This is a genomic window from Rhizobium sp. BT03 (genome assembly GCF_030053155.1).
Classification (GTDB): domain Bacteria; phylum Pseudomonadota; class Alphaproteobacteria; order Rhizobiales; family Rhizobiaceae; genus Rhizobium.
In genome coordinates, this window is the sequence record NZ_CP125640.1 from 3,180,001 (window position 1) to 3,200,146 (window position 20,146).

General features: G+C 62.0%; 15 protein-coding genes, 1 tRNA gene and 2 rRNA genes (1 of these 18 cut by a window edge). 8 read left to right on the plus strand and 10 right to left on the minus strand.

The window, feature by feature from the left end; all coding sequences use genetic code 11:
• From QMO80_RS15610 to QMO80_RS15635, 6 genes are all read left to right on the plus strand, one after another.
• Positions 1 to 1,099, plus strand: a 23S ribosomal RNA gene (locus QMO80_RS15610) (it extends 1,699 nt beyond the left edge of the window).
• Positions 1,100 to 1,281: 182 nt separating this feature from the next.
• Positions 1,282 to 1,396, plus strand: a 5S ribosomal RNA gene (gene rrf, locus QMO80_RS15615).
• A 126-nt stretch (positions 1,397 to 1,522) separates the two neighbouring features.
• A tRNA-Met gene (locus QMO80_RS15620) sits at positions 1,523 to 1,599 on the plus strand.
• A 447-nt stretch (positions 1,600 to 2,046) separates the two neighbouring features.
• The gene (locus tag QMO80_RS15625) at positions 2,047 to 2,844 is read left to right on the plus strand and encodes a hypothetical protein (protein ID WP_283197368.1); all 798 of its coding nucleotides are present in this window, start codon (positions 2,047 to 2,049) and stop codon (positions 2,842 to 2,844) included.
• Between the two features lie 203 nt (positions 2,845 to 3,047).
• Positions 3,048 to 3,836: a DUF2092 domain-containing protein gene (locus tag QMO80_RS15630; RefSeq protein WP_283197369.1), complete on the plus strand. Its 789-nt coding sequence runs from the start codon at positions 3,048 to 3,050 to the stop codon at positions 3,834 to 3,836.
• A complete protein-coding gene (locus QMO80_RS15635) occupies positions 3,833 to 4,162 on the plus strand; it encodes a hypothetical protein (protein ID WP_283197370.1) in 330 nt (109 codons plus the stop codon). The genes QMO80_RS15630 and QMO80_RS15635 overlap by 4 nt, the downstream gene beginning before the upstream one ends.
• 14 nt (positions 4,163 to 4,176) lie before the next feature.
• On the opposite strand, the gene QMO80_RS15640 is transcribed toward QMO80_RS15635, so the two are convergent.
• The 8 genes from QMO80_RS15640 to QMO80_RS15675 all read right to left on the minus strand — a co-directional run bounded on the left by QMO80_RS15640 (position 4,177) and on the right by QMO80_RS15675 (position 15,042).
• Complete coding sequence (locus tag QMO80_RS15640) at positions 4,177 to 7,359, minus strand: efflux RND transporter permease subunit (protein ID WP_283197371.1); 3,183 nt, start codon at positions 7,357 to 7,359, stop codon at positions 4,177 to 4,179.
• Positions 7,360 to 7,399: 40 nt separating this feature from the next.
• On the minus strand, positions 7,400 to 8,596 hold the full coding sequence (locus QMO80_RS15645; RefSeq protein ID WP_283197372.1) for an efflux RND transporter periplasmic adaptor subunit: 1,197 nt from the start codon (positions 8,594 to 8,596) through the stop codon (positions 7,400 to 7,402).
• Positions 8,597 to 8,803: 207 nt separating this feature from the next.
• Positions 8,804 to 9,568, minus strand: a complete 765-nt coding sequence (locus QMO80_RS15650; RefSeq protein ID WP_283197373.1) for a DUF4239 domain-containing protein — start codon at positions 9,566 to 9,568, stop codon at positions 8,804 to 8,806.
• Positions 9,569 to 9,697: 129 nt separating this feature from the next.
• Entirely contained in the window at positions 9,698 to 10,831 is a 1,134-nt protein-coding gene (locus QMO80_RS15655) for a calcium:proton antiporter (RefSeq protein WP_283197374.1), read from the minus strand.
• Between the two features lie 145 nt (positions 10,832 to 10,976).
• The gene (locus tag QMO80_RS15660; RefSeq protein WP_283197375.1) at positions 10,977 to 11,684 is read right to left on the minus strand and encodes an SDR family NAD(P)-dependent oxidoreductase; all 708 of its coding nucleotides are present in this window, start codon (positions 11,682 to 11,684) and stop codon (positions 10,977 to 10,979) included.
• A 118-nt stretch (positions 11,685 to 11,802) separates the two neighbouring features.
• A complete protein-coding gene (locus QMO80_RS15665; RefSeq protein WP_283197376.1) occupies positions 11,803 to 12,198 on the minus strand; it encodes a DUF779 domain-containing protein in 396 nt (131 codons plus the stop codon).
• Positions 12,199 to 12,404: 206 nt separating this feature from the next.
• Positions 12,405 to 13,913 (minus strand): aldehyde dehydrogenase, encoded by a 1,509-nt coding sequence (gene adh, locus QMO80_RS15670; protein WP_283197377.1) that lies wholly within the window; start codon positions 13,911 to 13,913, stop codon positions 12,405 to 12,407.
• Positions 13,914 to 14,082: 169 nt separating this feature from the next.
• Positions 14,083 to 15,042, minus strand: a complete 960-nt coding sequence (locus tag QMO80_RS15675; protein WP_283197378.1) for a helix-turn-helix domain-containing protein — start codon at positions 15,040 to 15,042, stop codon at positions 14,083 to 14,085.
• A gap of 208 nt (positions 15,043 to 15,250) precedes the next feature.
• Here QMO80_RS15675 and msrB point away from each other — a divergent pair, with 208 nt between their 5' ends.
• Complete coding sequence (gene msrB, locus QMO80_RS15680) at positions 15,251 to 15,733, plus strand: peptide-methionine (R)-S-oxide reductase MsrB (RefSeq protein ID WP_283197379.1); 483 nt, start codon at positions 15,251 to 15,253, stop codon at positions 15,731 to 15,733.
• 45 nt (positions 15,734 to 15,778) lie between these two features.
• Here msrB and QMO80_RS15685 read toward each other — a convergent pair whose 3' ends face one another.
• Together QMO80_RS15685 and QMO80_RS15690 are read right to left on the minus strand one after the other, a co-directional pair.
• Positions 15,779 to 16,987: a TIGR03862 family flavoprotein gene (locus QMO80_RS15685; protein WP_283197380.1), complete on the minus strand. Its 1,209-nt coding sequence runs from the start codon at positions 16,985 to 16,987 to the stop codon at positions 15,779 to 15,781.
• Between the two features lie 72 nt (positions 16,988 to 17,059).
• Positions 17,060 to 17,482: a helix-turn-helix domain-containing protein gene (locus QMO80_RS15690; protein WP_283197381.1), complete on the minus strand. Its 423-nt coding sequence runs from the start codon at positions 17,480 to 17,482 to the stop codon at positions 17,060 to 17,062.
• A 71-nt stretch (positions 17,483 to 17,553) separates the two neighbouring features.
• Between QMO80_RS15690 and QMO80_RS15695 the strand changes: the two genes are divergently transcribed.
• A complete protein-coding gene (locus tag QMO80_RS15695) occupies positions 17,554 to 19,791 on the plus strand; it encodes a heavy metal translocating P-type ATPase (protein ID WP_283197382.1) in 2,238 nt (745 codons plus the stop codon).
• Positions 19,792 to 20,146 lie beyond the last annotated feature (355 nt).

Sequence of the window (20,146 nt, forward strand, 5' to 3'; positions counted from 1 at the left end):
TCAAAAACACAGGGCTCTGCGAAGTCGCAAGACGACGTATAGGGTCTGACGCCTGCCCGGTGCTGGAAGGTTAAGAGGAGAGGTGCAAGCTTTGAATCGAAGCCCCAGTAAACGGCGGCCGTAACTATAACGGTCCTAAGGTAGCGAAATTCCTTGTCGGGTAAGTTCCGACCTGCACGAATGGCGTAACGACTTCCCCGCTGTCTCCAACATAGACTCAGTGAAATTGAATTCCCCGTGAAGATGCGGGGTTCCTGCGGTCAGACGGAAAGACCCCGTGCACCTTTACTATAGCTTTACACTGGCATTCGTGTCGGCATGTGTAGGATAGGTGGTAGGCTTTGAAGCGGGGACGCCAGTTTCCGTGGAGCCATCCTTGAAATACCACCCTTATCGTCATGGATGTCTAACCGCGGCCCGTCATCCGGGTCCGGGACAGTGTATGGTGGGTAGTTTGACTGGGGCGGTCGCCTCCGAAAGAGTAACGGAGGCGCGCGATGGTGGGCTCAGACCGGTCGGAAATCGGTCGTCGAGTGCAATGGCATAAGCCCGCCTGACTGCGAGACTGACAAGTCGAGCAGAGACGAAAGTCGGTCATAGTGATCCGGTGGTCCCGCGTGGAAGGGCCATCGCTCAACGGATAAAAGGTACGCCGGGGATAACAGGCTGATGACCCCCAAGAGTCCATATCGACGGGGTTGTTTGGCACCTCGATGTCGGCTCATCGCATCCTGGGGCTGGAGCAGGTCCCAAGGGTTTGGCTGTTCGCCAATTAAAGCGGTACGTGAGCTGGGTTCAGAACGTCGTGAGACAGTTCGGTCCCTATCTGCCGTGGGTGTAGGAATATTGACAGGATCTGTCCCTAGTACGAGAGGACCGGGATGGACATATCTCTGGTGGACCTGTTGTCCTGCCAAGGGCATAGCAGGGTAGCTATATATGGACGGGATAACCGCTGAAGGCATCTAAGCGGGAAACCCACCTGAAAACGAGTATTCCCTATCAGAGCCGTGGAAGACGACCACGTTGATAGGCCGGGTGTGGAAGTGCGGCAACGCATGAAGCTTACCGGTACTAATAGCTCGATCGGCTTGATCGTTCTCATTGACTGTGCTCATCTCAAGGCGACCGCAAAGCGGTCGTCCTGACAAGGCGAAGGCGCCAGCCTTTGCCCGGTCCCGGCGAACACGAAGTGTTCGTCCGGTTGGAGCTCTAAAACGTGTTCAAAACGAAGTCATAGGACTTCACCAGCTTCTCAAACATAAAGTTGCGCTTTGCCGACCTGGTGGTTATGGCGGGGTGGCTGCACCCGTTCCCTTTCCGAACACGGCCGTGAAACGCCCCTGCGCCCATGGTACTTCGTCTTAAGACGCGGGAGAGTAGGTCGCTGCCAGGTCTGCAAAACGCAACTTTAAATCTTCTCACAATGAAACTGACTAACGGCAAACGCCGGAACAAAAGGCCGCTCACAAAGCGGCCTTTCGTGTTATAATACTCAGCAAGTCAATCAGACTTGCCATGGCGCGGGGTGGAGCAGCCCGGTAGCTCGTCAGGCTCATAACCTGAAGGCCGCAGGTTCAAATCCTGCCCCCGCAACCAAACAAATAGCCCGCCTCAGCGCGGGCTTTTTGTTTGGTAACGGGTCGAGGATTTAACGCCTAATCAGGGGCCCGCAAGCAGGCAAAGCCGACGCAGCGGGACAGAAAAATCACAAAGCCTGCCCCCGAAACCAAATTCCATAAACACAACTCGCAAAAACCCGCCTCTCGGCGGGTTTTTGCGTTTGGGTGGTGATTATCGCCGTCATGCACGCGCAAGCGATGGCCATCGCAGTTCTAGTCCGCAAGGGAGGCGCTCATGGCTCCATCGATTTTCGAGCGATGACTAGATAGTTGCTAAAGAGATAATATTCTAATATACGTAGTTCAGGCGCCTCTTATATTTCCATGACAGTAAGCAACGTCCGTCCATTCGGCGGCGCCTATTATTCTATTCAGAGGGCAGTTCGATTTCATGAAGTAGATCAGAGATTTATAGGGGGGAATCATGCGAAAATGGGGAGCTTCTCTATTGGCGTCTTCGGATCGGAGGCGTCGTCTTCTGCCTGCAATTTCCACATTATCGGCGTTCTGCGCGGTGATGTTCTTCGCCGGCATTGCGTCTGCGCAGGCGCCGACCGAAGAGCAGCGCGAGGCGATCAGGGCGGAGTGCCGTTCCGATTTCATGGCCAAATGCTCCGGGGTGACGCCGGGTGGGATCGAGGCGCTGACCTGCCTGCAGCAGCATAGCGCTGCGCTTTCGGAAGGCTGCCGGAAGGCGGTTTCTGCGGTGAACGTCAAACCCAAATCGACATCCGCGGAACCAACGCCGGCGGCACCTGCAAATGCCGCGACGGCCACCCCGGCGCCTGCGACCGGCGCGCCGGCCCATCAGCCGACGCAGGCGCAGCGCAATGCGGTCAAATCGGCCTGTCAGCGCGATTTCATGGCGCAATGTTCCGGCGTCACGCCGGGCGGTGCGGCGGCCCTCAACTGTCTGCAGCAGCATAATGCCGCTCTATCGGCGCCATGTCAGCAAGCCGTCGCGGCATTGGGGGGATCGGGGGCACCGCCGGCCGCCGGCGATGCGGCGGCCACCGGTGCGGTCACGCCGGCCCCTCCGGCAATGATGCCGGCCTTTTCCCCGCGTGAGGAAGTGATGATCCTGCGGGAAACCTGCGGAGCGGACTTCCGGGCCTTGTGCCGCATGGTGCCTTTGGGAGGAGGTCGGGGCATTGCCTGTCTGCGCGACAATCTGCAGCGCGTATCTCCGGCGTGCCATCGCGTGCTGACCTCGGGATTGTAGCGCCCGTTCGAAACTTGCTCTCAGAAATAAGGTCGTCGCGCACCAGCCAGAAATTCGGTGCGCGGTCCCGCAGAGGCCGGCAGCACACATTGCCCGCCCGCATGCATTGCATCTTTCACATTATATGTCCGGCTGCGGCGGGTCCGTCAGCTGCCATCTGCAATTCGATGAAATCAATGACGACACGAACGAAAGGCATTGCCATGTCATCGACTTTCCCTTTCCCGCGATTGAAGCGGATCCTCCTCTATGCCTCGCTTGCCGTCAGCCTCGCACCGCCGACGAGCGCGTGGGCGGACGATGCGAAGGCCCTTTTAAAGACGATGTCCGATTTTCTGGCGGCGCAGAAGACGATATCCTTCACCTACCAATCGTCGCTCGAAGCGGTAACGCCCGACTTCGAGAAGCTCCAGTTCGTAAGCTCGGGAACAGCCAACCTGACCCGCCCCGACAAGCTGCGCGTCACCAGGACCGGCGGTTTCGCCGACCTCGACGTGAGTTTCGATGGCTCGTCGCTGACGGTTCACGGCAAGAATCTCGACGCCTATGCCAAGATCGACGGCAAGGGTTCGCTCGACGAGCTGATCGACAGGCTGATGACCGCGGGCGTCGAAGCGCCGGGCGCCGATCTCCTATCCTCCAACGTCTATGACGTGCTGATGTCCGATGTGACGGAGGCCAAGCATATTTCCAGCGCCTTCGTCGATGGCGTCGAATGCGAATATCTGGCCTTCCGGACGCCTGACATCGACTGGCAGATCTGGATACAGAGCGGCCCGCAGCCGATACCCCGCCGTTACGTCATCACCAGCAAGCATGTCGTCCAGGCGCCACAATACATGCTCGAAATCAGCGATTTCAAAAGCGGGGCGGATGTCGCGGCCGTTTCCTACACCATCGAAGTTCCAGCCAGTGCGAAGACGGTCGATCTCAGCGAGATGCAATCGCTTGACGAACTGCCCGAGGCCGCCGCTGTGGGAGAGGTAAAATGACCTATAAGAAGCTGTTCTTCGCCCTCGGCCTGGCCGGCGTTCTGACATTCACCGGCTTTCACATCGAGGAGCAGGGATCCATGCCGTTGTCGGTCGGCCTAGCCACGCCGGCGGGCGCCGTCATCGGCAGGCCGTTGACGCCGCTCTCTTATGCTGGTGTGGCACGCCGGACGACGCGGCGGGTCGTCACACGCACGACGACGACCATCGCCGTGCTTCCGGCAGGCTGCCGTTACGGTCCCTATTACGGCGGCTATTATTATCGATGCGGCGGGTATTATTACGCCAAGAGCGGCAACGTCTATGTGCAGGTGATCGTGCAATAATTGCTGCGATCGCCTTACCTGATGTTCGATATCTCCGCTTCCGCCACTGGTGCGGCCGTGCTTACGGTCGCGCCGCGCCGCTTCCAGTGCTCCTCGAGGCGCTGCAGCAGCACATAGAAGGACGGAACAAAGAGGATGGCGAGGCAGGTCGAGGCGATCATGCCGCTGAAAACCGATATGCCGATCGACTTGCGGGCCGATGCGCCGGCGCCCGTTGCCAGCACCAGCGGCAGGACACCGAGGATAAAGGCGAAGGATGTCATCAGGATCGGCCGGAAACGCAGGCGAGCGGCCTCGACGGCGGCGTCGAGAATTTCCATGCCCTCCGCCCGTTTTTCCCTGGCATATTCGACGATGAGGATGGCATTCTTGGCTGCGAGCGCAATCAACAGAATAAGGCCGATCTGCGTATAGAGATTGTTGGCGACGCCGGCTGCCATGAGTGCCGCCACCGTGCCGAGCAGGGCGAGCGGCACGGCTGATATGACCGCCAACGGCAGGATCCAGCTTTCATATTGGCCGGCGAGCACGAAATAGACGAGCAGCATGGCGAGTGCGAAGATGAAGTAGATCTGCCCGCCGACGGCCTTCTCCTGATAGGAGAGCGCCGTCCATTCGAAGCCGGCACCCGCCGGCAATGTGTGGTCGGCGATCTGCTCCATGACCTCGAGCGACTGGCCGGAGCTGAAGCCGGCGGCCGGTCCGCCGACGATGGTCGCGGTGGGATAGAGATTGTAGAGGCTGATCAGCGAGGGCCCTTGCGTCATGGTGACATCGACGACCGTGCCGAGCGGCACCATCGTCCCGTCGCCGGCCTTGACCTTCAGGTTGCGGATATCGTCGGGGCTGACGCGGAAATCGGAAGCGGCCTGCGCATAGACCTGGAAGGTGCGGCCGAATTTGTTGAACTGGGTGACATAGCTCGATCCGACATAGCCGGAGAGAGCCGAGAAGACCTGCCCCACGGTAATTCCCAGCGTCTCCGCCTTGATGCGGTCGACGGAGACCGCAAGCTGCGGCACATTCGAGCGGAAAGGCGTGCTCAGCCTCTGCAGCGATGATTGCGCATTGCCGTTCCTGACGATCGTATCGGCAAGCGATTGCAGCAGCGGATAGTCGGATACGCCATTGCGGAGCTCGACCTGCATGGTAAAGCCGTTGGCGTTGCCGACGCCCTGGATCGGCGGCGGCACGACCACCAGCGTTTTGGCGCTCAGCACATGCTGCAGCGCGTCGTTCAGATGCTGATAGATCGACAGCAGGTCCTGCCCCTTCTGCTTGCCGCGCTCGTCCCAATCCTTGAGAACGACATAGGCGACGCCGGCATTCTGCAGGCTGGCATTGTTGTCGAGAACGGAAAGACCGCTGATGGTCAGCACCTGATCGACACCAGGAGTGGCTTCGGCGATCTTGCCGACCTCTTCCATGACGGCATCGGTTCGCTCCTTCGATGCGCCGTCGGGCAATTGCGTACTGATCAGCACATAGCCCTGATCCTCGATGGGCAGGAATGCGGTCGGCAGGCGCGTAAGCCCCCAGACGGCGAGGCCGATCAGCGCGAGCGCCGCGATGGCCATGATGCCGCTGTGACGGGTCATCGATCCGATCAGTCCGGCATAGTGGCGCTCGCCCCAATCATAGCACCTGTTGAAGCCGCGATAGAAGACGTTGCGCTTCTCAAAGGGCACCGGCGCGCGCAGCCAGAGGGCGCATTGCGTCGGTTTCAGCGTCACGGCGTTGATGGCGCTGATCAGCGCTGTCGCGGCGATGACGAGCGCGAACTGCCGGTAGAGCTGGCCGGTCAGGCCGGGCAGGAAGGCGGCCGGAATGAAAACCGCCATCAGCACCAGCGTGATGCCGATGACGGGGCCGAGCAGTTCCTCCATGGCCCTCTCGGCCGCCTTTCGGCCCGACATGCCGGCCTCGATGTGCCGGGCGACACCTTCGACGATGACGATGGCATCATCGACGACGATGCCGATCGCGAGAACGATGGCAAAGAGCGTCGACAGGTTGACGGTGAATCCCAAGGCCGCCATGGCGGCGAAGGCGCCGATGATGGTGACGGGAACGGTTGTCGCCGGCACCAGCATTGCCCGCCAATCCTGCAGGAAAACCAGAATGACGATGAGAACGAGCACACCCGCTTCGATCAGGGTGACGTAAACCTCGTCGATGGAGGCCTTGACGAATTTCGTCGTGTCGAACGGCAGATGATATTCGAGGCCCGGCGGGAAGCTTTTCGAGAGCGCCTCCATCTTTGCGTTCACCGCCTGCGCCACCGCAATGGCGTTCGCCTCAGGCAGCTGGAAAATGCCGATGCCGGCCGCCGGCCGGCCGTTCTGCGTGAAGGACTGGCTGTAGGTCTGGGCGCCGAGTTCGACACGGCCGATATCGCGGACGCGCGTGATGCGGCCGCCCTGTCCGCTTTCGACCTTGACGATGATGTTCTCGTAGTCGGCGGCCTCGTTCAGCCGGCCATTGACGTTCAGCGTGTATTGGAAGACCTGCCCTTGCGGCACCGGCGGAATGCCGATCTGGCCGGCGGCGACCTCCTGGCTCTGCTGCTGCACGACGCTGACGACATCCTGCGGCGTCAGGCCGCGTGCCTGCAGCAGGTTCGGATCCATCCAGATCCGCATTGCATATTGGCCGGCGCCGAACACCGTCACGTTGCCGACTCCAGGCAGGCGGGCGAGTTCGTTCTGCAGATTGATGACGGCGTAGTTCGACAGGAACAGGCTGTCATAGCGGCTGTCTGACGAGGTCAGGCTGACGAAGCCGAGGATCGCCGTCGATTTCTTCTGCGTCGTCACGCCCTGAAGCTGCACCGCTTCGGGAAGCGACGACATCGCAATGGCGACGCGGTTCTGCACCAGAACCTGGGCCTGATCCGGATCCGTTCCGATGGCAAAGGTTACGATCAGCGAATAGGTGCCGTCGCTGGCGCTGGTCGACTGCATGTAGAGCATGTCCTGCACGCCGTTGACCTGCTGCTCGATCGGCAGCGCGACGGTGTCGACGAGGGTCTGGGCGCTGGCGCCGGGGAAGCGCGTCGTCACCTGCACCGTCGGCGGGACGACATTCGGATATTGCGCCACAGGCAGCTGGAACAGGGCGACCGCGCCGACCAGCACGAAGACCAATGCCAGGACGTTGGCAAGTACCGGTCGCTCGATGAAGAAACGCGAGATCATGCTGTTGCCTCAGACGTTCAGAGGAAGCGTGGTGGCGAATTCATTGCGTGGTGGTATTGGCCTTGGCATCGCCGGCGGCATTGGCCGTCGGGTTCATGTCGATCTTGTCGGGCGTGACCTTGCTGCCGGGAATGGCCTGCTGAATCCCTTGAGTCACCACCCAGTCGGCCGGATCGAGACCGGATTGAATGACCCGCAGCGCACCTTCCCGCTGGCCGGTCTTGACCTGCTTCTGCTCGACGACATCGTCCTTGCCGAGAACAAGCAGGTAGCTGCCCAGCTGGTTCGTTCCGATCGTATCGTCGCGCACCAGCAGCGCCTTGTCGTTATGGCCGACCGGCACCCGAACGCGCACGAAGAGGCCGGGCAGCATGGCGTGATCCTTGTTGTCGAACAGGGCACGGACCTGGAGCGTGCCCGTGGAGGCATCGAGCTGAGGTGATACGTAATCGAGATGTCCCTTGTGCGGGTAGCCTTCTTCCGTCTGCAGACCGATCTCCGCCGGTATGCTCGGAAGCTCCGTCTGCCTGAAGGTATGTCCCTGCTTTGCCAGGGTTTCCTTGATCATCAGCACCTGCGTTTCGCTGACGTTGAAATAGGCATATAGCGGATCGGTCTGGACGATGCTGGCGAGTTTGGTGGGGCCGGACACGCCGACCAGCGTGCCGATATCGACGAGGTGATCCGTGACGATCCCGTCGAAGGGAGCGAGCACCTCGGTATAGCCGAGATTGATCGTCGCGAGTTCGACATTGGCCTGGGCGTTGAGGATGGCCGCATTCGCCTCGTCGAGCGTCGCCTTGGCGCTGTCGACCGCGGTCTGGGTGGTCACCTGCTGCTTCATGAGATTGAGCTGCCGGTCATATTCCTGCTTTGCGCCGACCTGGGAGGCCTGCTGCGAGGCAAGCGATGCCTTCGCCTGATCCAGCTGCGCCTGGTAGGTATCGCGCTCGATGCCGAAGAGCTTGGTGCCCTTCTTCACCATCATGCCGTCCTGGTAGTCGATGGATTGGATATAGCCCTGGACGCGCGCCTCGATATCGACGGCATTCAGCGGCGCGGTATTGCCGGTGAGTTCGAAATAGAGCGTGACCGGTTGCTGAACCGGCTGCGCGACACGAACCGGCGGCGGAGGAGGGGGAACATAGGTGTTGCCGCTCTCCTCGCAGCCGGCGAGCATTGCCATGCCGGCAAATGTCAGAAAAAATCGCAGACCCTGATGCAATCTCCCACGCATTGCCGCCGCCCCGACATTGTACGAGCCCAGTCCTCATGCGTGCCTCGACGTCGACCCCCACCTGTCTGCCGAAGGTTCAAGGCATGCGATATTATGTCGCGGCATTGCTAAAAATTGCAATAGCCCTTGGTGCACAATTGAACCCTGGTGAAGCGGGAAGCCCGATAATGGGGCGCCTGCCGGGTTTCGACGACTGCCGTGAGCCGGCTACGGCTTTCCAAGCCGCTCGATGGCGGATTGTAAGGGTGCATCGGAAACGCGCACCAGCCCGATATAGGGATTGGCCATATCCGAGATCAGGAAGACCGCCCCGGCGACGGAAAGCGCGCAGACAAAGAGAATGGACAGCACCGTCGGGTTGGCCGGCGCCTGCAGCCCGAAGGTCGCAAAAAGCAGCGACAGCCAACAGACGAGAACGGCGAGGAAGGCCCAGGGCAGGCCCTCGCTGCCGGATTCGACTAGCAGCCAGTGGGTTTCCGCCACCATGCCGCTGACATCAAGAGCGCGCGTCTGGAGAGAATGCTGGACGGCATCCTTCGGCGACAGGGATCGAAGGTCGCCCTGAACCGCCTCGATATCCTGATATTCTCCAAGCGCCTTGCCGGATGCCGCGTCGGTGGTCTCGGCAGTCCAGCCGCGGCTCAGCCGTTTTTCGATGAGTTGGCGCAGCAGTCGACGCGCATCGCCGGTTTCCGGGCCGTATTGCGCCATGACGCGGTCCAGCAGAAGGACTCGAGCCGCCGCCGTTCGCATTTCAACCTCGGCATTGTCATAGGTCGATTTGGCGGATGCAATCAGCAGGCCGAGCGCCAAGGCCGAGAGCGTCCCCACCACCGCGGTTGCAAGCCTGATGACATCCTTGGACTCCGAACTGAGATGATGGTCCGGCAAGCGGCCGCGCACCATCATTCCTATCGATGTTGCCGCCGACAGAAAAACAAATACAAGTCCGCCAAGCAACAGTGAGATCAAGTCCGGTCTCCCTATCGTCACGTGCATGCCGAAAGTGCTGCGATGCTTGCAAACTGTGCAATATATGCCGTTATCATAGCGGAAGACAGGCGGAGCGTGGAACTCTTTACTTTACTATTCTCGTGCGGATCATTGCTGGAAAATGAGCAGCACGTAAGCCAGGAAAAGCACCAGATGGACCGCACCTTGCATGAGATGCGTGCGGCCGCTGGCGAAGGTGATGATGCTGACGGCAAGAGTGAGCAGGAGCATCACCAGATCGCCGCGTTCCAGGCCGAGTGTCACGGGGTGTCCGTAGAGCTGGCTGACAACAAGCATCGCCGGCACCGTCAGCCCGATCGTCGACAATACCGAACCAAGGAAGATGTTGACGGAGCGCTGAAGATTATTGGCGACAGACGCGCGCACAGCGCTGATCGCCTCAGGCGTCGCGACAAGGATGGCCATGACAACACCGCCAAATGCGGTTGGCGCATGCAGGGTTTCGATAATGTAATCGATCGGCCGTGCAAGCTGTTCGACCAGGAAGACGACGGGAGCCATATAGGCGACCAGCAAGATGGCGTGAGGCCAGACGGGTCCGTGGCGAGGGATATGTTCGCCGCGAGGTTCCTGACGGTTGCCGTCGTCCGCGAAATAGTCCCGATGACGGCCGGCCTGAAGAAACAGAAACGTGGAATAAAGGCCGACCGATATGATGCCCAGTATCAGCTGTCTCGGTGCCGATGGATGCTGTCCGTCGGGGCCTGCCAGAAATGTCGGCATAACCAGGCTCAAGGTCGCCAGCGGCACGATCACCCCGAGATAGGCGTTGGCACCCTGCAGGTTATGCTGCTGTTCCGGCCGCCGCCACGCGCCGAGCAGCAATGACAGGCCGACCATGCCGTTCAGGATGATCATGACGACTGCAAACAGCGTGTCGCGGGCAAGCGTGGGATTGTTTTCGCCGTGAAGCATGACGGCCGATATCGCCATCACCTCGATCGAAGTGATGGCAAGCGTTAGAATGAGTGTGCCGTAAGGCTCCTTCAGCCGCTCGGCCAGGTGGTCCGCGTGCCGCACGACCGACAGAGCGGAGCCGAGCACGACGGCAAACAGCCACCCGAAAATGACCGTGAACCAAAGCAGGTCGGAAAGCTGCCCGAAGAGCTGCTCCTGGAAAGCAAGAAATGCCAGGCTCGTCGCGACGCTGACGCCGAGGAACCATTCCTCGCGCAGCAGGCCGGTAGCGCCGACGGCGCGCAATGCGGGACCCTCCGTCATCGAAACCACCCGCCTTCTGGCAAATGCCGCCGCAATGCGATCATCAACACCATCGCGCCCCGCCCGCTACCCGCGCACCCTATGAGGAGGAATCGTACCTCAAGCCGAGCGGCATGCAACCGTCTAAAGCGGAGTAGCCCTGGTCTTATTCGCGGCCGGTGGCCGGGATTGCTGCGCCGGTAACGACGGCTGCGGCCGGTGAAATCAGGAAGGCGATGAGGCGGGCGATCGATTGCGGCGATACCCAGCCGTCCGTTTTCGCATTGGGCATGGCGGCGCGGTTCTCGGGTGTGTCGATCGTCCCGGGCAGAATGCAGTTGGCGGTAATGCGGTGGTCGCGGTTTTCCGCAGCGATCGCCTCGGTCAGGCGGATGACGGCGGCTTTCGAAGCGGCGTAAGCGGCCTGGTTGGCGCCGGCCTTCAGGCCGGGTGCGGCAGCGATATGAACGATGCGGCCGTAGCCCGCGGCCTTCATCGCTGGAAGAACCGCGGCGCTGATCGTCAGCGCCGTGCGGGCGTTGGTGTTCATCATCGTCTCCCATTGCGCAGGCGCATCCGGACCTACCGGCCCCATCTGGAAGCCGCCGACCGTATTGATCAGGGCACTGACGCCGCCGAAGCGCTTGACGGCTCGGGCGACTGCGGCGGCGCAGGAGGCATAATCGGTGAGATCCGTTCCGGCGATCGACAGAAACTCGGTGGAGGCTGGAAGCTCGCCGGCCAAGGCCTCCAGCTCCTGGCTCGAACGGTTCATGCAGACGAGTTTTGCACCGCCGCCGGCGAGCTCACGGACAACGGCGCTGCCGAGGTTGCCGCCGGCTCCCGTAACGATCACGGCTTTCTGGTCGTTCATGGCAATCGATCTCCTGGCTGTGCCCCTATTGGACAATGTCGCGCATTGATGATCCAGGTTGCACGGCAAGGCAAGCACAGGCAGAAGCGATCGGGGAAGTGCAGGCGAAATCCTTGTCCTAAATCACCCGCCTGCCGCTCACATCGGGGACGACGCAGGCCTCGCCACCGCCAAAGAGACGCGAGCGAGTGAGGAAGCGTTTCTCACGGCCGTTATCCAGCGAGAACATGCCGCCGCGGCCGGGCACGACATCGATAATGAGCTGCGTATGTTTCCACGCCTCGAACTGGCTGGCGCTGATATAAACCGGCACGCCGCCGATCTCGCCAAGTTTGACGTCGCTGTCACCGGTCATGAATTCATTGGCGGGATAACACATCGGCGAGGAGCCGTCGCAGCAGCCGCCGGACTGGTGGAAGAGGATATCGGGATGATCACGCTTGATCTCGGCGATCAGGTCGAGGGCCGCATCCGTTGCGAGCACACGCGGTTCGCCGTTGACGGTGGTTTCCATCGGTCTTCCTCCAAGGTTTCGGGAGGAAGAAGTCCCCTCCCCAACCCCTCCCCACAAGGGGAGGGGCTTAACTTGTTGAACTGCTTCACCCTAAGACCAACGCATCTTCCTGCTGAGGCCTTGGCGAGGAACATGGTCGGGGCGGCATTCTAAGCCCCTCCCCCTTGTGGGGAGGGGTTGGGGAGGGGTTTTTCCCTCCTCATACCTCAGAAGAAGCCGAGCGCTTTCGGGCTGTAGCTCACCAGCATGTTCTTGGTCTGCTGGTAGTGTTCGAGCATCATCTTGTGGGTTTCACGTCCGATGCCGGACTGCTTGTAGCCGCCGAAGGCGGCATGGGCGGGGTAGGCGTGGTAGCAGTTGGTCCAGACGCGGCCGGCCTGGATCTCGCGGCCGAAACGGTAGCAGCGATTGGCGTCGCGGCTCCAGACACCGGCGCCGAGACCGTAGAGCGTGTCATTGGCGATTTCGAGCGCTTCCTTTTCGGTCTTGAAGGTCGTGACCGCAACAACCGGCCCGAAGATCTCCTCCTGGAACACCCGCATCTTGTTGTGACCCTTGAAGATCGTCGGCTTGACGTAATAGCCGTTCGCCAGCTCGCCGCCGAGATCGTTGCGGGAGCCGCCAGCCAGGACCTCGGCGCCTTCCTGCTTGCCGATGTCGAGATAGGCGAGGATCTTTTCCAACTGCTCGGTCGAGGCCTGGGCGCCGATCATCGTCGCGCTGTCGAGCGGGTTGCCCTGCTTGATCGCCTCGACGCGCTTGACCGCCTTTTCCATGAAGCGGTCATAGATCGATTCCTGGACGAGGGCGCGGCTCGGGCAGGTGCAGACTTCGCCCTGATTGAGGGCAAACATCGCAAAGCCTTCGAGCGCCTTGTCGAGGAAATCGTCGTCCTCGGCCATCACATCGGCGAAGAAGATATTGGGCGACTTGCCGCCGAGCTCCAGCGTCACCGGAATGAGGTTCTGGCTGGCATATTGCATGATCAGCCGGCCGGTCGTCGTCTCGCCGGTGAAGGCGATCTTAGCGATACGGGGGCTGGTCGCCAGCGGCTTGCCGGCTTCGATGCCGAAGCCGTTGACGATGTTGAGCACGCCGGGCGGCAAGAGATCGCCGACCAGTTCGGCCCAGAGCAGGATCGAGGCCGGCGTCTGCTCGGCAGGTTTCAAGACGACGCAGTTGCCGGCGGCAAGCGCCGGAGCGAGTTTCCACGTGGCCATCAGGATCGGGAAGTTCCAGGGAATGATCTGGCCCACGACGCCGAGCGGCTCGTGGAAGTGGTAGGCGATGGTATCGTTGTCGATCTCGCCGATCGAACCTTCCTGGGCGCGGATGCAGGAGGCGAAATAGCGGAAGTGGTCGATCGCCAGCGGAATGTCGGCCGCCATCGTCTCGCGGATCGGTTTGCCATTGTCCCAGGTCTCGGCCTGGGCGAGCAATTCCAGCTTGTCTTCCATGCGCTGGGCGATCTTCATGAGGATATTGGAGCGCTCGGCAGCGGAGGTGCGGCCCCATTTTTCCTTGGCCGCGTGAGCGGCGTCGAGCGCGAGATTGATGTCCTTTTCATCGGAGCGGGGAATGTCGCAAAGCTTGCCGCCGGTGACGGGTGTCAGGTTTTCGAAATATTTGCCTGCGACCGGCTCGCGCCATTCGCCGCCGATATAGTTGCCGTATTTCAGCTTGAACGGCGACTCGACGATTTTCTGATGAAGCATGTCATCCTCCCGTGATGAGCCAGGTTCCCAAGTGAACCAGTGGAGGCAAAATGGGCGTGTTTTGATGAACGGAACAGGGGAGGGCTTCGATACCGCAGTGCACACTGTCGCAGGCATGCGACAGGGCAGCGTCACGATAAGCCGTGTTTGAGATATATTCGGGATGGGCCTAATGCAGGTCGAACTTCTTCATCTTCCGGTGCAGCGTGGCGCGGCTGATACCGAGCGCGATTGCCGCCTGCGAGACGTTGCCGCTGGTGCGCGACAGCGCCCGTAGCAAGGCCGCCTTTTCCGCCTCGACTATCTCTTCCTGCTGCGAGACGCTCGCCTCGCGCAGAGCATCGGCGGCCGGAATGCCGGCCGCAATTCGCCTGTCGTCCAGCTGCAGCGCGATGCGGGCGGCGCGGGTTGCGCCAAGCACCAGATCATGCCTGTCGACGGCAAGCAGGGCGGCAGCCGAATTGGCGCCGGCCGGGACCATCAGGAAGCGGGCGCTGGGAAAGGCCGAACGGAAGAGGTTGAGCTCGATGCGCATCGCCGCATCGCGCACAGTCTGCGTCAGGATCGCCAGGGTCATCTCGTTGACGTCTTCGCGGCAGGTGGAGATGTCGAGGGCCGCAGCCAGCCGGCCACGGTGATCGCGGATCGGCGCCGTCGTGCAGCTGAGGCTGATATTGGCGCAGAAGAAATGCTGATCGCGGAAGATGGCGACGGCGCGTTCATCGGCAAGCGCGGTGCCGATGCCGTTGGTGCCGATGCTCGCCTCGGTCCAGACGGAGCCGGTCCAGAGGCCGAGTTCGCGAAATTCCTTGTCGTCGCCGGCCGCTCCCCGGCGCTCCAGCGCAATGCCGTTCCTGTCGGTCAGAAGCAGGCAGCAGCCGGCTTTGCCGACGGTGGTGAAGAGGCGATCGAGTTCCTCAGTCGCGCTGGCGATCAGCTGCCCAGACTGTTCGCGGGCGCGCCGAAATTCCTCATCGGTCAGGCGTAGCGGCGCCCGTTCATCCTCGGGGGCGAGTTGGTGCATGGTCATGCATCGCCGCCAGGAGGCGACCACCGGAGAGCTGGCCGCGGCGGAATCGCGCTGGGCAGAGGTATAGACATGCTCCGCGTGCGCTGACTGTTCGTGCATCTGCTCCTCCCACGGAACTTCAGCACAGTCTGATGGAAAAGCGGCCGGTTTGCAATCAGGCGGCATTTGACGGGCGCCAGCGTCGGCTCCTTTCGCCGAAAGGGGCAGCATCACATTTCGGTGTTTGGGCGCGGAGAGTGTAACAAAAGAACGCTTTCGCCCGTAGTTCCGCGGAGAAACAGATTTGCAAGGACGAGGAGATCCTGCCATGTTTAACAGACGATTGTTGCTGATGGGTGCCGCTTTCGGAGCGCTTGCAGTTCGCTTGGGGGCGGGCAAGGCGATCACCGACGAAACGTTTCCGGTGACCCACACCGATGAGGAATGGCATAAGCTGCTGATGCCGGATCAATTCGTCATCCTGCGTCAGGCGGGGACGGAAAATCCCTTCAGCAGCCCGTTGCTGCATGAGGAGCGGAAGGGCACTTTCGCCTGCGTCGGCTGCGAGCAAAAGCTCTTTTCCTCGGCGACCAAATTCGATAGCGGCACCGGCTGGCCGAGCTTTTGGGCGCCGCTCGACCATGCCGTCGGCACCACACACGACACCAGTTTCGGGATGGCGCGCACGGCGGTCCATTGTAGCCGCTGTGGCGGCCATCTCGGACATGTCTTCGATGATGGCCCGAAGCCAACTGGACTTCGCTACTGCATGAATGGTCTTGTCATGACGTTTCGTGCAGCCTCGGCCTGATCGAAGGAAGTTCTTGTTCGCTGTCCAGCCTGCGAGCGCCGGCGCTTATCCGCGCAGCCAGGCTTCTATGCCGCGCGCGGCGGCGCGGCCGGTCGCAAGGCAGGCGGTGAGGAGATAACCGCCGGTCGGCGCCTCCCAGTCGAGCATTTCGCCGGCGACAAAGGTGCCCGGCAGCGCCTTTAGCATGAAGCCGTCGTCGATACTGCTCCAGCGGATGCCGCCGGCCGAGGAGATGGCCTCGCCGATCGGCCTCGTTTCGAGAACCGGCACCGGCAGGGCCTTGATCATGCCGGCGAGACGTCCGGGATCGGCTCGGTCGCGCTCGGGTGCGAATTCCCGCAGCAAGGCCGCCTTGACGCCGTCGAGGCCGGCGCCCTTGCGCAGGCGGTTCGAGAAGCTCGATTTGGCGTCCTGCCGTGTAAGGTCGCGGGTCAGCCGTTCGACCGTGCGGCCAGGGGCGAGGTCGAGCGTCAGGGCAGCGCTGCCCTGGCTCCGCAGCCGGTCGCGGAGGCTCGCCGCATGAGCGTAGACCAGGCTGCCCTCTATGCCGCTTGCGGTGATGACGAATTCGCCGGGAAAGGTTCCGGCTTCGGAGGTGGCGGTGACCGATTTCACCGGCTCGCCGGCGAAGCGTTCGCGGAAGCTCTCGCTCCAGCCGACGACGAAGCCGCAATTGGCGGGCCGGAAGGCGTCGATCTCGACACCTTTCTCGGCCAGCCAGGGCAGCCAGCGGGCATCGGAGCCGAGGCGTGGCCAGCTTGCGCCGCCGAGCGCCAGCAGCGCCGCGTCACAATGGACGAGTCTGCGTCCTTCGGGCGTTTCGAAAACAAAGCCCTCGTCAGCAAAACCGATCCAGCGGTGGCGGGTGCGCAGCGTGACGCCCTGCGCCTCCAGCCGTCTGAGCCAGGCGCGCAGCAAGGGCGAGGCTTTCATCACATCAGGGAAGACCCTTCCGGACGAGCCGATGAAGGTTTCTGTTCCCAGCCCTGCGGCCCAATGCCTGATATCGTCAGGCGTAAAGGCATCGAGCGATGGGCGTAGACGGGCGGAGGCCGGGCCGAAGCGCGTGACGAAACTGACATAGTCCTCGGAATGGGTGATGTTGAGCCCCGACTTGCCGGCCAGCAGAAACTTGCGGGCGAAGGTCGGCATGGCGTCGTAGACCGTCACCAGACGGCCGGAGAGCGAAAGCAGTTCGGCAGCCGCAAGGCCCGCCGGGCCGCCGCCGATGATCGCAACCCGCTTCTGGTTCATGGATGTCTTCGCCCGATTCTTTCTGATGCAGTTTTGGCGTGAGGGCGGATCACCTGCAAGGGCGCTGGCTGATCAATGGTGCGAATGTGTGCATTGACCGTGGTCGGCGAGAACCTCGATGACACGGCATTGGTCGACGCGGCCGTGGCCGCAGCCTTCCACCATGGTTTCCAGCTCCGCCTTCAAAGCCATCAGGCTGCGGATGCGCTGTTCGACCTCGACGAGGCGCGCCTTGGCGATGGCATCGGCCGAGGCGCAGGATTGATGCGGATCGTCCTGCAGGGTGAGCAGCGTGCGGATCGCCTCGATCTCGAAGCCGAGTTCGCGGGTATGGCGGATGAAGGTGAGGCGACTGATATCGGCAGGTTCGAAGGAGCGCTGGTTGCTCTCGCTGCGGCTCGGCGCTGCGAGCAGGCCGATGCTCTCGTAGTAACGCACCGTCGGCACCTTGACCCCGCTCCGGCGGGCGGCTTCGCCGATCGTGATCTTTTTCATGATTTTCCTCTTGCACCTCTAGTCGCTAGAGGATGTAGGAGGGGTGCTTCTGTTTGACAAGGAAGCGGATCATGGCTGAGACGAACGAGACACGATACCGGGTCGGCGGCATGGATTGCGCCGCCTGCGCGAGCAAGATCGACGCGGCGGTCAGGCGCGTGGCTGGAGTCGCCGATGTTTCCGTCTCGGTAATGGCGGGCACGATGACCGTCCGGCATGACGGCAGCAGCGACCTCAAGGCGATCGAGAAGAGGGTGACGGGGCTCGGTTATTCGGTCTCGCCCTTTGCCGGAAGCGCGGCGCCGGCGCAGGACCACGGCGCGCACGATCATCGCCACCACGACCATGGCGATCACGATCATGATGGCCATGATCATGCCGGCCATGACCATGATCATGGCGAGAAGGAAATCGAAGGCCTGCATGGGCACGATCATGGGCCGATGACCGGTCCCTGGTGGCAGAGCAGGAAGGGCCGGCTGACCATCCTCTCGGGTGCGGCGCTGATTGCCGCCTATGCCGTGGGCCATCTCATACCCGCGATCGGGTCCTATGCCTTCATCGTCGCCATGCTCATCGGTCTTGTGCCGATCGCGCGGCGCGCCGTCATGGCGGCGTTCTCAGGCACGCCGTTTTCGATCGAAATGCTGATGGCGATCGCCGCCGTCGGCGCCGTCATCATCAATGCGGGGGAGGAGGCGGCCACCGTCGTGTTCCTGTTCCTCGTCGGCGAGCTGCTGGAGGGTGTCGCGGCCGGCAAGGCGCGCGAAAGCATCCAGTCGCTGACGTCGCTGGTGCCGAAGAGCGCGCTGCTCGAAGATAATGGTCAGATGCGGGAGGTGCCGGCGGAAAGCCTCGCCGTCGGCGCCATCATCATGGTGCGTCCGGGCGACCGCATCTCGGCTGATGGCATCATCGTCTCGGGCGAGAGCGCGATCGACGAGGCGCCGGTGACGGGCGAGAGCACGCCGGTGCGCAAGGGCGTCGATGCCGTCGTCTTTGCCGGAACGGTGAATGGCGATGCGGTGCTCAGGGTTCGCGTCACCGCGGCCGCTGCCGACAATACCATCGCCCGCGTCGTCAAGCTGGTGGAAGAGGCACAGGAATCGAAGGCGCCGACGGAACGCTTCATCGACCGCTTTTCGCGCTATTACACGCCCGGCGTGGTGGTGGTCGCCGCACTCGTCGCGGTCGTTCCGCCGCTCTTCCTTGCCGGCGCGTGGGACGAATGGATCTACAAGGGCCTTGCCATCCTGCTGATCGGCTGCCCCTGCGCGCTCGTCATCTCGACGCCGGCGGCGATCGCCGCCTCGCTGTCCGCAGGCGCGCGGCGCGGGCTGCTGATGAAGGGCGGCGCGGTGCTGGAAAGCCTCGGCAAGGTGACGATGGTCGCCTTCGACAAGACGGGCACGCTGACGGAAGGCAAGCCTCAAGTGACCGATATCGTTGCCTTCGGATTGAGTGAGGCGCAGATCTTGTCGCGCGCGGCAGTGCTGGAGCAAGGCTCCAGCCACCCCTTGGCGCTGGCGATCCTCAAACGCGCCAAGGCTGACGGCGTCCCCATGCCGCCGGCTTTCGAACTGAAAGCGCTGCCGGGCAAGGGTGTCAGCGGCAAAGTCGGCGGCGAGACTCTCGATTTGCTGTCGTCGTCCGCTGCCCGCGAACGCGGGGCCCTCGACGGCGACAAGGATGCACGCATCACTGTTCTGAATGACGAGGGCAAGAGCGTGTCGGTGCTGCTCGTCAATGGCGCGGCAGCCGGCCTGATCGCCATGCGCGACGAGCCGCGCGAGGATGCCGAAGCCGGGCTCTCGGCGCTTAAATCGGCCGGTATCAAGGCGATGATGCTGACGGGCGACAACAAGCGGACGGCGGCAGCCGTTGCCGGCATGCTCGGCATCGACTGGCGCGGCGAGATGATGCCCGAGGACAAACAGCGGGTTGTCGGCGAATTGAAGCGCCAGGGCTTCGTCGTCGCCAAGGTCGGCGACGGCATCAACGACGCTCCGGCGCTGGCCGCCGCCGACATCGGCATCGCCATGGGCGGCGGCACCGATGTGGCGCTGGAGACGGCCGATGCCGCCGTGCTGCACGGGCGCGTCGGCGACGTGGCGCGGATGATCGCGCTGTCGCAGCGGACGACGCGCAATATCCTGGAGAATATCACCATCGCGCTCGGGCTGAAGGCGGTGTTCCTGGTCACGACCATCGCCGGCATCACCGGGCTCTGGCCGGCGATTCTGGCCGATACCGGCGCCACGGTGCTGGTGACGATCAATGCCCTCCGGCTGCTTCGCGTAAAGGGATGAATGTTTTTCCGGTGGCGGCGTGAAGACTGCTGCCGGTTCGGGCCTGATCGAGAATTGAAAATAGCGGAGCCGATCCTCAGTCAGGCGGGCTCTCGGTTTGCCGACAAAGTCTCCTCCGTCATGCTCGGCCTTGTGCCGAGCATCTAACCACGGCAATTTCCTGACAGGAAAACGTTTATTTTCAAATACTTAATTGACCGTGTGTAGATCCTCGGCACAAGGCCGAGGATGACGTCACGGGTTTTGCCGTGGTTTGTCAGCAGCCTGAGCCGACCAGGCTGGCCTACTCATCACGGCCTTCTCCGCAGTTCGTTTTGTTTAAGCCTTTATTATCCATGTTTTCACAGGAACGCAG